Below are 11,930 nucleotides of genomic sequence, written 5' to 3'. Positions count from 1 at the left end.
GGTGCCCGGAGCGATCACCACCGTCGGACGCGGACCCGGCCCCTGCCACGGACCGGTCGCGTCGATGAACGTTCCCGACACCGCCACCGGCGACCCGTCCTGCAACCGGCTGGTGTACATGACATGCTGCGCCTTACCCGGCCACCCCCTATCCGTAGGCACCGTCGCGAACAACGCCATCGGCGCGGTCTTCACAATCGCACCCGGCTCCACCGGAATCTGCGAAGGCGGAAGATAGAAATCGTTCACCGGGGCCGCGGCCGCCTCCCGGGTATCCACCGCTACCGCGGTAGCACAAGCTACGGCCACCGCCGCCGCCACCGCAACGGCCCACCGCCGCCACCCCGACCGAGACCGCACCTGCTGTCGCTGCATCGATAACTCTCCATGAACTCCACCCGGCACCGTCGCCGAAGTGTCCTCGACCTCAATAGCAATTCGACATGAGACATGTCACAGCTATGGAACTACCGTAGAGTAACACGATTACTGGGATATGAATCCGGCTGGTGTCAGATCTTTCGCCAGGGCCGAGTCCCATTCACCGCCCGACGGGGCTCGACCGAGGGGGCAGCCCCGGACACACCCTTGAACGCGCCACCGCCGGGCAGCCGCCGAATATCGGCGAGCTGCCCGGCGGTCGCTGGTCCCAGTACCGGGATGGGCAGAACCGGAGCGGTTCGGCGTGTGGCCTACCAGCTCACCGGCAGCTCGTACACCCCGTAAGCGAGCCGGTCGTGCTTGAACTGGACTTCCTCGAACGGAATAGCCAAGCGCAGCGTGGGAATTCGCCGCACCAGCGTCCGGAAGACGATCTGCAGTTCAGCCCTGGCCAGCTGCTGCCCGACACACTGATGCGGGCCGAATCCGAACCCGAGATGCTGGGCGGCGGGCCTGCGCAGATCGAGCTGGGCCGGCTGCTCCCATGCCTTCTCGTCCCAGTTTGCCGGAGCGAGGTCGAAGATCAGGCCGTCACCCGCTCGGACGGTCTCGCCCGCGATCTCGATGTCCTCGATCGCGACGCGCCGCTGGCCGTTCTGGATGATGCTCAGGTAGCGCAACAGTTCCTCGACCGCGTTGACCACGATCTTCGGATCGTCGCTATCGCGCAGCAGGGCGAACTGATCGGGATTGCGCATCAGGGCCAGGGCTCCGAGCGAGATCATGTTGGCGCTCGTCTCGTGCCCGGCGATCAGCAGGCCGGTGCCCAACTGCGCGGCCTCCTTCATGTCGATCTCGCCGGCGCGGACCCGCTCGGCGATATCCGACACCACGTCCTCGGCGGGGCTTTCCAGCTTCTTCTTGACCAGTTCGACCAGGTACCGCGCCAGCCCGGAGCGCCCCTCCGCGGCCTGCTCCTTGGTCGCGTACCGATCGACGTTGACGGTGGCGTGCTTCTGGAAGAACTCGTGGTCCTCGTACGGCACGCCGAGCATCTCGCTGATCATCAGCGTCGGCACCGGCAGGGCCAGCGCCTCGACGAGATCGCCGGGTTGCGGGCCGGCCAGCAGCCGGTCGATGTGCTCGTCGGTGATCTGCTGGATGACCGGCCGCAGCGCCTCCACCCGCTTGAAGGTGAACGGCTTGGTCAGCATCCGCCGGTACCGGCTGTGCTCCTCACCGTCGGTGGTGAACAGCGACTTCGGCCTGCTGTCCACGATCGCCGCCATCCCCTCGTTCCAGTGCGGGAAGCCGGGCCGATGATCGTCCACGCTGACCCTCGGATCCGACATCAGGGTCTTGAACTCGGCGTATCCGGTGACCAGCCACGGTGTGCTGCCGTCCCAGATCCGGACGCGGTTGAGCGGCTTGGTCTTGCCGAGCCGCAACGCCTCGGGCGGCGGCGCGAACGGGCACCCGGTCGAGCGGGGCATGGGATAGTCGGGAACCTCCATGGCTGAGGCGGTCGTTTCGGTCAGTGCTTCGGACACTGTGCACTCCTGGGTGATCGGCTGCGGGCGGACCGCAGGCTGCCGGTTCATTCCTCGATGTGGATGGCCATGGCCGGGCAGACGGCCGCGGCCTGGCGCACGTCCTCGGCGAGTTCGTCCGGCGGGTTCTCATCGAGCAGGACGACGATGCCGTCCTCGTCTCGCTGGTCGAACACATCGGCCGCGTGCATGACGCAATGCCCGGCCGCGACGCATTTGACTTGATCGACAGTCACTTTCATCGGGACCTTCTTCCTACGGGGAGTGAGCTGGGGTAGGGGGCGAGGCGAGCAGCGCGTGCGCCTGCGCCAACTGCTGCCGCTGGATCCTGGCCTGCTTGGGCATGTTCCAGCCCAGCACCGCGGTGACGGCTCCGCCTCGCTCGAACCGCGCGACGAACCGGCCGTCGGCCGGGTCTCCGTCGACGACGGTGACCTGCGCGTCGGCCGTGATGGACCCGTACACCTGGATCTTGGTGGTGAATTGGTCGGTCCAGAAGTACGGAATCGGTTGATACGCCCGCTCGGCGCCGAGGATATTGGCCGCCACCACGCCCGCCTGTTCGGTCGCGTTCGTGCGGTTCTCCAGGCGGAGCGTCGTCCCCAGGGCCGGATGATGCCAGCGGGCGACGTCGCCGGCCGCGTAGACGCCCTCGGCGGCGCGGCAGCGCTCGTCGCAGACGATGCCGTCGGCCAGCGAGAGCCCGCTGCCGACGAGCCAGTCGGTGGCGGGCACCGCCCCGATCGCGACCACCACCAGATCCGCGGGCAGGGTCTCGGAATTCTCCAGGACCACTCCGGTGACCGCGCCGCCGCGGTCGCTGAGGCCGGAGACGCCGACGCCGAGCCGCAGGCGCACTCCGTTGCCGGTGTGCAGGTCGGCGAGCAGCCCGGCGGCGAAACCGCCGAGCTGAGCCGCCATCGGGGCGCGCTGCGGACCCGTCATCGTGACGTCGTGACCGGTTTGCCTTGCGGTGGCGGCGATCTCCGCGCCGAGCACACCCTCGCCCACCACGACCACGCGTGCACGGGCCGACAGGTCGTCGCGCAGCCCGAGGGCGTCGTCCAGCGTGCGCAGCACATGGACCCCGCGCAATCCGGGCGGTGCGGGCAGCATCCTCGGCGCGGCCCCGGTGGCGAGCACGATGTGGTCCGCCGTCACGGCGCCGGTCGTCGTGTGGACGGTGCGGGTGGTGACGTCGAGGGCGGTGGCACGACAGCCGAGCACGAGATCGGCGTCCAGTCCGGCCAGCATGCGCGGTGCGCGCAACAGCGTCCGCTCGGGCCGCCAGGCGCCGGAGAGGATCTGCTTGGACAGCGGCGGACGGTCGTAGGGCAGGTGCGGCTCACCGCCGAGCAGGGTGATGCGGTCCCGATATCCTTCTCGGCGCAGCGCTTCCACGACGGCCAGGCCCGCGGCCGAGGCCCCGACGACGAGAACTCCGGTGCGGCGAGTCATCGCGGCCCCGCCGCCAGCGATTGCTCCGCCGGTTTCTTGCGCGGTCTCAGGGGTTTGCCGGCGACCGTGCCGCCGTCCACCGGCAACACGGTTCCGGTGACGTACTGGGATCGGTCACCGCCGAAATAGACGGCTGCCTCCGCGACGTCCTCGGGTGTGCCCTCCCGCCGCAACGGCCGGTCGGCCTCCATGGACTCGCGCATCGCCTTGGTGAACCGCTCGCCGAGTTCCGCGGACATCGTCGTGGCCGCGGAGGCGAGCAGCGAGGTCGGTATGTTGCCGGGCGCGATGCAGTTGACGCGAATGCCGAACTGTGCCAGTTCGATCGCCGCCGATTTCGTGAAATGCACGACCGCCGCCTTGGACGCACGGTAGCTCTGCACTCCCCCGCCCGCCTGGATGCCGCCGACCGAGGACACGTTGACGATCGATCCGCCGCCGTTGTCGGCCATGTGCCGGGCCGCGAAGCGGGTGCCCGCCATGACGCCGAGCAGGTTCACGCCGAGGACGCGGTGGAAATCGCCGAGATCGTCGTGCAGCAGGCTCTTGTGCATCGTGCCCGAGATGCCCGCGTTGTTGCACATCACGTGCAGCCCGCCGAAGGTCCGCACTGCGGTGTCGACGAGCCGCTCGACCTGCTCCGGGTCGGCGACGTCGGTCTGCTGGAACACCGCGGCCGCGCCGTATCCGGCCACCGAGGCCGCGCCGCGCTCGAGATCCACGTCGGCGACGACGACGCGTGCGCCTTCGGCGACGAACCGCGCCACCGTCGCGCTGCCGATTCCCGACGCGCCGCCGGTGACGATGGCGACTTTGCCCGCCAATTCGTCGGTCATGGGTTCATTCCTTTCGTTTCGGTCCGGCCGCAGCCGTACCCGCGGCTGGGGTCAGCAGACCCGGGCGTGCGCCGTTCGGCTCCCCGGCCGGGCCGGCCTGCTCGCGCAGGAAGGCCGACAGCAGGTCGTTGACGACCTCCGGCTGCTCGATTTGCGGGCAGTGCCCCGCGTCCGGTACGACGACGGCGCGCCCAGCCGGGATCTGCTCGGCGATGTGCGCCGACCACCCGGCGGGCAGCAACTTGTCGCGCGCGCCTTCGACGACGAGGACCGGAACGCGGATGCGCTCATACGGGCGCTTGCTCGACGGAGCGGGCGGCGCCTCGGCGCCCGGTCGGCGGAATCGCGCCGCCGCCAGGGCCTCCCACGCGCCGGGAGCGATGCTCGATTCGTACCGCCTGCGCACATAGGCTTCGTCGGCGGGGAACGACTCGGCGTGGAACAGTGCCGAGACGATGGCGCGCATCCCGGGAAGCGTGGCGTCGTAGTCGTAGAGCGCCTGCATGTGCTCGTTGCGCTGGATCTCGCCGCCACCGCAGATCGCCACCAAGCTGCGCATCGGAAGCTTCGGAGCGGTCGAGGTCGCGTCGACGAGCAGGTTGATCGCACCCATGGAATTGCCGACGAAGTGCGCCGACTCGATGCCGAGGAGGGCGAGGAATCGGGCGATGTGCCGGATGCGCAGGCCGCGGCCGTCGTTGAAGTCGATCACTTTCGCCGACCCGCCGAAACCCAGCATGTCCGGCGCCAGGACCCGGTAGTGGCGGGCGAGAGCGTCGATGGTGTGCTCCCAACCCAGTTCCGCGCACACGCCGAACTCGCCGCCGTGCAGCAGCACGACCGGTTCGCCCGATCCGGCTTCCAGGTACGCGGTGGTCGAGCCGTCCACCACGATGGTTCTGCGCTGCGCGATCACGACATGCTCCCTATCCGGTCGTCGGTGTGCGCTGGCCGCGGCGCGAGAATTCCCGCGCCGGGGCGGGGCGAGGTGTCCGACAGCGGGATCCGTTCGACGACGCGCACCCGCTCCGGCTCGAGCGAGGCCTCGGCCACGTCGCTGAGCAACCGGATCTCGCGCATGGCGAGTTCGTCGAGGATGTCGAAGGCCGACTGGAGATCACTGTGGCCGACCGGATGCGCCTCGGCACAGCGGTTCTCACCCTCGGTGGCACAAGCGCGCAACGTGTCCCGCACGGCGGTGCTGCGCGCGCGAACGTAGACGAGCACGCCGTCCCCGGCGCGCGCGATCCGGTCCAGCGCTTCTTCGAGTTTCGCCCGGCAACCGCAGTGCCGGGAACCGAACACGTCACCGGCGAGGCACTCGAAATGCAGGCGCACCAGCGGCGCGCGGCCCGCGGCCGGGTCGCCGTGGACGAACGCGACGTGTTCGCGATCCAGCCCGTCGGTGAAGCCGATCGCCCGGAACTCCCCCATCGGCAGCGGGATACGAGCCACACCGCGACGCTTCACCCGGCACAGCTCGCGTCGGCGGTAAGCGACCAGATCGTCGACGGACACCACCGGAAACCCCTGCGCGCGACCTAGTTCGAGCAGCTCGGCGCGCCCGGCTTGTTCGCCGTCGGAGCCGCAGACCTCACACAGCACGCCGACCGGCGCCATTCCGGCCAGCTCGACCAGGTCGGCCGCGGCCTCCGGATACGCGGGCACCGACAGCACGCCGCCTGCGGCGCAGCCGAGCGGGAAGACGTGTCCGGGCCGGGTGAACGTGGCCGGTGTGCTCGCCGGGTCCGCGAGCGCGCGAATGGTCTGGGCGCGCTGGGAGGCGCTGACACCGCAGGCTCCGGCCAGTCCCACCGACACTCGGAACAGGTCGCGGCCCGGGCCGGTGGCGGTCGGATCGGCCGGGGGTATCCCGAGGACGTCGAGCGCCGCAGAGCGAGTCGACACGTGGATCAGTCCGCACCCGAGGGTGGTCATCACGTTCGCTGCCTCGGCCGTCATGCACTCGGCCGCCATCACCAGATCGCCCCGGCACGCACCGTCCGCCTCGTCCAGGACGAGGATCATCCGCCCGGACCGGAGGGCGGCCGTGGCCTCGGCCACCCTGGTCCGGCCGTTCGGCCGGGGCGAGGCCGTCATACCGGTGCCCCACCGGCGGGAGCGAAGGTCAGCACCTGTGTGGCGAGCAGATCGAGCTGAGCGCTGACGGCATCGTCGGTCAGCCTGCCCTCGGCATCCCAGATCGGCTCCGCGGAATTGATCGCGACGCCGAGCGGCGTGGGCCACGCCCGCAACGCGTGACCGATCACCCGGAGCTGGCCGAGGGTTCCCACGGCGGCCTGCCATCCGTAGGCACAGGTGATGCAGCCCCACGGTTTGTTGTCCAGGTACACCGTCGCGTCGCCGCGAAGGTCCTCGATGTAGTCGAGGGCGTTCTTCACCAGGCCGGAAACGCCGCCGTGGTACCCGGGTGAGCCGATCACCACGGCGTCCGCGCGGCGCAGCGCCTCCACCAGCGCGGTGGCCTTCGCGGTGCGGGCCGGGTCGTGCGGGTTGTACATCGGCAGGTTGATCTCCTCGCCACAGAACAGCGCGGTGCGCCCGCCGTGGCGCTCGACGGCCGCCAGGCAGTGCCGCAGCGCCTGCTCCGTGGACGAGCCCGCCCGCAACGTGCCGCCGATGCCGACGACGAACGGTCGTCCGTCCGCGGCCACCTCGGTGGCGCTCGCACGTGTCGTGCCTGCGGTCATGACCGAAACCTCGTTCTTTCCCTCGGGTCCTACTTGATGGCGATCGGGTTGATGGGCGATCCGACGGCGCCGATGACGCGCAACGGCGGTGCGATCAGCTGGAATTCGTAGACGCCGTCCGCGGCGCAGTCGGCCGCGAGCGCGGTGAGGTCCCAGTACTCGCCGAGCATCAGACCCATGTCCCGCAGGCAGAGCATGTGCATCGGCAGGAACGTGCCGTCCACCCCGGACACCGGGTCCTCGACCATCAGGTTGTCCGCGGCCACGGCCGCGATCTCGCGTTCGTGCAGCCAGGTGGCACACCGCCAGTCCAGGCCCGAGTACGGCTCCGTGCCGTCGCCCGCCTCGAGGAAGCGGGCCCACCACCCGGTGCGGATCAGCAGGATGTCGCCGCGGCCGACCTCGACCCCCTGCGCCTCGACGACCTCGTCCAGTTCGTCCGGAGTGATGGGATTGCCCGCTTCCAGGAAGGTGTCGGCGCCCCGGTGGCGGACCAGGTCCAGCAACACACCCCTGGTCGTGATGCCTTTGCCGTCGACTTTGTCGATGCCGCAGTGATATGCGCCGAGGCTGGTGACCGAACTCGCCGGGAAGCCGTTGTACAGGTAATCGTCGTAGTAGACGTGCGACAGCGCGTCCCACTGCGTCGCCGCCTGCAGCGGCATGATGATCAGGTCGTCGTTGAAGCGGAACGGGTTGTCCTCGAAGAATCCGCTGAGTTCCCGTCCGACGCTGTTGCGCAACCACTTCGGGCCGTATTCGGTCAGGGTCGCCGCGTCGCCGCCGTCCACGGTCATCACGTGCACCGGGTTGTGCCGGAACTTGAACGCCCCTTGCGGCCCGGACGAGCCGAAGTCGACGCCGAGCGGGAACACACGCCCGTGCCGCACCAGGCGCGCCGCCTGGGCGACCTTGTCCGGGGTGATGAAGTTGAGCGTGCCGAGTTCGTCGGCGGCGCCCCATCGGCCCCAATTGCGCACGCCGTCGGCGACACGCCGGAATTCCGTCAGATCGGCCACGATGCTTGTCCTTCCACGCTGATTGCTCGGATGCCCGCGGTCACGAGCCGAGGTCGACGCCGGCGATCCGGGCGCCGACGTTTCCGCCGTCGACCCAGAGCACTTGGCCGGTCACGTAACTCGCCGCCCGGCTGTTGAGGAACAGCAGGGCGGCCGCCTGTTCGGCCGGTTCGGAGACCCGGCCAAGCGGCTTGGGAATGGTGTCGAGATACTCGGAGCCGTATGCCGAGCGCAGCTGTTCCAGGATGGGTGTCTCCGTCACACCCGGGCCGGTGCAGTTGATCCGGATGCCGCGCGCGCCGAAGGCGACGGCGTTGCGCATCGTGTAGTAGATGATCGCTTCCTTCGACAGCCGGTAACCGCCGTCGGCCACGGCGTCGGGATGGTCTTCGCACCAAGCGATTCCGGTCTCGATGTCCGCGGTGTCCAGTAGGTCGCCGACCTGTTCGCGGTGCTCGAGATAGCCGGCCGCCGCGAGCGAGGACACGCTCGCGATGGTGGCGCCGGGGTTCATCGACCGCGCGATCGCTTCGGTGCAGTGCCGCAGGCCGAGGAAATTGATCGTGACCACGCGGATCGGGTCACCGATGCCCGAGGAGACGCCCGCGACGTTGAACAGGGAGTCCACCGGTCCGCCGAGCGCGGCGACGGCCCGGTCGATCGATGCGGCATCGGCCATGTCCACCTGGTGGAACTCGTCGAGCGCACCGGGCGGCTCCACCAGGTCCAGTCCGACCACCCGGCCGCCGAGTTCGGTGACCTGGCTTGCCACGCACGCGCCGATCCCGGAGGAGCAACCGGTCACGACGACCCGCCTGCCGTCGTAACGCCACAGCTCATCGGCTCGTTCCACCTCGGGCACCTCGTCTTTCTCCGCTGTCGTCCGGCCACGCCCGCGCGGTCGCGGCGAGGCCGCGCGGGCCGGTGGTCACTGCGCTTCTTCCTTGGCGCGCTGCGCGGCTTGGACCCGGCCCTCGTTGATCTCGGCCATGGCTTCGGGGATCTCGCTCGCGGTGAAGCTGCCGCCGCGGCCGGTGGGCAGGCCGCCGAACGCGTAGTCCTCGTCGAACGCGGGCGAAGGCAACGGCTTACGCCGCGCTTCGACCTTCTCGATGACCGACTCGAGCCGCTTCGCCTTCGCGGCGACCGCCTTCTCGTCGCGCTCGATGAACTCCGGCAGCACCTGCTTGCCCATCAGTTCGATGGACTCCATGGTGGCCTCGTGGCTGCGCGGATTCAGCAGCAGGATGATCTCGTCCACGCCGCTCTCCTCGTAGCCGCGCAGGAATTCGCGCACGGTGTCCGGCGATCCGATGGCGCCCCGGCCCGGGCCGTAGGCCAGCGTCTCGTCCTCCTTGACGGCGTCGAGATAGCGCTCCCAGACGCCGGTGCGGCCCGGCGTGTGCTGGCCGGTCATGTAGTAGTGCATGATCCCGAAGGAGAAGAAGCCGCCACCGAGCCCGAGCCGCTGCAGAGCCTGCTCGTCGGTGGGCGCGACCATCATCGACAGGTCGCCGCCGATGGCCAGGATGTTCGGATTGAGCACCGGCAACCAGGGCTCGGCCTTGTCCTCGAACTCCTGGTAGTACCCGCGGACACGATCCGCCAGCGGTCCCGGTCCGGTGTAGGCGAAGCTCAGCGCGCCCGCGCCCAGCCGCGCCGCCATCTGGACCGACGAGGGCCGGGTACACGCCACCCACACCGGCGGATGCGCGCGCTGGTGCGGCTTCGGGATCACGTTGCGCGCGGGCATCTCGATGTGCTCGCCCTTGAAACCGGTGAACGGCTCCTCGACCATGCAGCGGATGGCGACCTCCAAAGCCTCTTCCCACTGCCCGCGCTTGTCGGCGGGATCGATGGTGAATCCGCCGAGTTCACCCACCGACGACGACTCACCGGTACCGAACTCCACCCGTCCATCGGAGATGAGGTCGAGCGTGGCGACGCGTTCGGCGACGCGTGCCGGATGGTTGATCGCCGGGGGCAGATGCATGACGCCGAAACCGAGCCGGATGTCCTTGGTCCGCTGGCTGGCGGCGGCGAGGAAGATCTCCGGCGCCGTCGAGTGGCAGTACTCCTCGAGGAAGTGGTGCTCGGTCAACCAGACGGTGGAGAACCCGGCCTTGTCGGCGGCCTCGACCTCCGCGAGCCCTTCCTTGAACAGTTGGCGCTCGTCGTCCGGGACCCACGGCCGCGGCAGCGCGAATTCGTAGAACAGGGATATCTTCATTTACTTCCTCCGATGGAATCGAACGTCGAGTCGTTGCGGGCTGATTCGGTGTGCTGCGCTGCCCCGGTGGCGTCGTCGGCCTTTCCGGCCAGGTGCTCGGCCGCGAGGTAGCCGAACGTCATCGCGGGGCCGATCGTGGCGCCCGCGCCCGCATAGCTGCGGCCCATGACCGCCGCGGAGGCGTTGCCCACGGCGTAGAGACCCGGAATGACGCTGTCGTCGGGCCGCAGCACCCGGGCGTGCTCGTCGGTGCGCAGGCCGCCCGAGGTGCCCAGATCGCCGAGGATCATCCGGAAGGCGTAGTACGGCGGTTTGCCCAGCGGATACAGATTGGGATTGGGCAGCGTGGGATCGCCGTAATAGTTGTCGTAAACGCTGTCGCCGCGCTGGAAGTCGTCGTCGTGACCCTTGCGCGCGAGTTCGTCGAATCGCGTCGCGGTGGCGCGCAGGCGCTCTTCGGGCACGCCGATCTTCGCCGCGAGCTCGGTCCAGGAGTTCGCGGCCACGACGACGCCCGAGTCCAGCCACGCCTGGGGGATCTTCCGCCCGGTCGGCACCGGCGCGAACGGGATCTTCGGCAGCGGCAGATGCCCGGCGACGACGTAGCGGCGCCAGGACCGCACGTCGGTGATCAGCCAGCTCGGGATGTGCGTGGTCCCCGATTTCTGGCCCTCGATCATCGCGTGGCCGAAGTCCATGTACGGCGCGGCCTCGTTGATGTACCGCTCGCCCGCGCCGTTGACGATGAACTGGGCGGGCATCATGCGCTCGTTCAGCATGAATTGCAGCCGGCCGTCGGGCCATTGGATGGCGGGGAACCACCACGCCTCGTCGAGCAGGTCGGTGGCCGCGCCGGCCTGCTGCCCGGCGCGGATGCCGTCGCCCATGGACTCCGGGTTGCCGAAGCTCCAATCCTGCTCCACCACCGGCTGGTGCTCTTTGCGCCAGGCCATGTCGTGATCGAAGCCGCCGGACGCGAGGATCACCCCGCGCTCGGCGCGGATTCGCAGCGACTGCCCGCCCTTCTCGACCACCGCTCCCACCACGCGGCCGTCAGCTCCGGTGATCAGGGAGGTCATCGGCGCGCTCAGCCAGAGCGGAATGTCACGCTCCCGCAGCGCCAGGCGCAGCCGGGCCACCAGCGACTGCCCGATGGCGGCGATCCGGTCACCGAACACCCTGGCGCGGAACATCCGCCACACCAGCTTCACCAGCACGGCCTTGCCGCGCCAGGACTGGCGCACCTGGTAGAACAACCGGAGATCCTTGGGCCCCAACCAGATTCCCTTCGGGGCCAGAGCCAGCGGACGCAGCAGGTTCTGCTCTTCCTCGCCGAGCTGGCGCAGATCGATCGGCGGCACGTTGATGGTGCTGCCCTGCGCGGAACCGCCCGGCAGTTCCGGATAGTAGTCGGCGTAGCCGGGCTTCCATACGAACTCCAGCCACGGGCTGCGCCGCTCGAGGAATTCCATCATCTCCGGCGCCTTGCTGACGTAGGCCCGCAGGCGCGCGTCACTGACCAGACCCTCGGTGATCGCACGCAGGTACTCGACCACCCCCTCCGGATCGGGCGAGTAGCCGTCGCGCTTCTGAGCCGGTGCGCCGGGCACCCAGATGCCGCCGCCCGACAGTGCGGTGGATCCGCCGTAGTACGGCGCCTTCTCCACCACCAAGGTGGACAGTCCGGCCGCCTCGGCGGCGAGCGCGGCGGTCAGCCCGCCACCGCCGGAGCCGACGATCAGCAC

General features: G+C 69.4%; 11 protein-coding genes and 1 pseudogene. All 12 read right to left on the bottom strand.

Annotation, left to right across the window (positions count from 1 at the left end; genetic code table 11):
- Positions 1-279: pseudogene (locus ON19_RS32695) on the bottom strand (lipase); the annotation flags it as partial.
- Positions 280-692: 413 nt separating this feature from the next.
- On the bottom strand, positions 693-1,931 hold the full coding sequence (locus ON19_RS32690) for a cytochrome P450 (RefSeq protein WP_043701690.1): 1,239 nt from the start codon (positions 1,929-1,931) through the stop codon (positions 693-695).
- Between the two features lie 47 nt (positions 1,932-1,978).
- Complete coding sequence (locus ON19_RS32685; RefSeq protein ID WP_043701659.1) at positions 1,979-2,173, bottom strand: ferredoxin; 195 nt, start codon at positions 2,171-2,173, stop codon at positions 1,979-1,981.
- A gap of 13 nt (positions 2,174-2,186) precedes the next feature.
- Positions 2,187-3,389 carry an NAD(P)/FAD-dependent oxidoreductase gene (locus ON19_RS32680; RefSeq protein WP_043701658.1) on the bottom strand — a complete coding sequence of 401 codons (1,203 nt, stop codon included), beginning with the start codon at positions 3,387-3,389 and terminating at the stop codon, positions 2,187-2,189.
- Entirely contained in the window at positions 3,386-4,225 is an 840-nt protein-coding gene (locus ON19_RS32675) for an SDR family NAD(P)-dependent oxidoreductase (protein WP_043701656.1), read from the bottom strand. The genes ON19_RS32680 and ON19_RS32675 overlap by 4 nt, the downstream gene beginning before the upstream one ends.
- Before the next feature lie 4 nt (positions 4,226-4,229).
- Positions 4,230-5,141 (bottom strand): alpha/beta fold hydrolase, encoded by a 912-nt coding sequence (locus tag ON19_RS32670; protein WP_083899808.1) that lies wholly within the window; start codon positions 5,139-5,141, stop codon positions 4,230-4,232.
- On the bottom strand, positions 5,138-6,325 hold the full coding sequence (locus ON19_RS32665) for a 3,4-dihydroxy-2-butanone-4-phosphate synthase (protein WP_051169540.1): 1,188 nt from the start codon (positions 6,323-6,325) through the stop codon (positions 5,138-5,140). The genes ON19_RS32670 and ON19_RS32665 overlap by 4 nt, the downstream gene beginning before the upstream one ends.
- Positions 6,322-6,936, bottom strand: coding sequence for an NADPH-dependent FMN reductase (locus ON19_RS32660; protein ID WP_051169539.1), 615 nt, complete (start codon positions 6,934-6,936; stop codon positions 6,322-6,324). Before ON19_RS32660 ends, ON19_RS32665 begins: the two co-directional genes overlap by 4 nt.
- A gap of 29 nt (positions 6,937-6,965) precedes the next feature.
- A complete protein-coding gene (locus ON19_RS32655; RefSeq protein ID WP_043701653.1) occupies positions 6,966-7,955 on the bottom strand; it encodes a cyclase family protein in 990 nt (329 codons plus the stop codon).
- Positions 7,956-7,995: 40 nt separating this feature from the next.
- On the bottom strand, positions 7,996-8,808 hold the full coding sequence (locus ON19_RS32650) for a coniferyl-alcohol dehydrogenase (RefSeq protein WP_043701678.1): 813 nt from the start codon (positions 8,806-8,808) through the stop codon (positions 7,996-7,998).
- Between the two features lie 75 nt (positions 8,809-8,883).
- Positions 8,884-10,185 carry an LLM class flavin-dependent oxidoreductase gene (locus ON19_RS32645; protein WP_043701651.1) on the bottom strand — a complete coding sequence of 434 codons (1,302 nt, stop codon included), beginning with the start codon at positions 10,183-10,185 and terminating at the stop codon, positions 8,884-8,886.
- The gene (locus tag ON19_RS32640) at positions 10,182-11,930 is read right to left on the bottom strand and encodes an FAD-binding protein (protein ID WP_051169541.1); all 1,749 of its coding nucleotides are present in this window, start codon (positions 11,928-11,930) and stop codon (positions 10,182-10,184) included. Before ON19_RS32640 ends, ON19_RS32645 begins: the two co-directional genes overlap by 4 nt.

It is taken from the genome of Nocardia abscessus NBRC 100374 (genome assembly GCF_000308455.1).
GTDB lineage: Bacteria > Actinomycetota > Actinomycetes > Mycobacteriales > Mycobacteriaceae > Nocardia > Nocardia abscessus.
The sequence above is the reverse complement of the archived record's forward strand: the minus strand, read 5'-3'. Positions and strand labels throughout refer to the sequence as shown.

What these genes read in the sequence shown, in the direction of transcription:
- ON19_RS32685 (WP_043701659.1), bottom strand. Translation starts at nt 2,173, where the DNA reads ATGAAAGTGACTGTCGATCAAGTCAAATGCGTCGCGGCCGGGCATTGC.
- ON19_RS32680 (WP_043701658.1), bottom strand. Translation starts at nt 3,389, where the DNA reads ATGACTCGCCGCACCGGAGTTCTCGTCGTCGGGGCCTCGGCCGCGGGC.
- ON19_RS32675 (WP_043701656.1), bottom strand. Translation starts at nt 4,225, where the DNA reads ATGACCGACGAATTGGCGGGCAAAGTCGCCATCGTCACCGGCGGCGCG.
- ON19_RS32665 (WP_051169540.1), bottom strand. Translation starts at nt 6,325, where the DNA reads ATGACGGCCTCGCCCCGGCCGAACGGCCGGACCAGGGTGGCCGAGGCC.
- ON19_RS32660 (WP_051169539.1), bottom strand. Translation starts at nt 6,936, where the DNA reads ATGACCGCAGGCACGACACGTGCGAGCGCCACCGAGGTGGCCGCGGAC.
- ON19_RS32645 (WP_043701651.1), bottom strand. Translation starts at nt 10,185, where the DNA reads ATGAAGATATCCCTGTTCTACGAATTCGCGCTGCCGCGGCCGTGGGTC.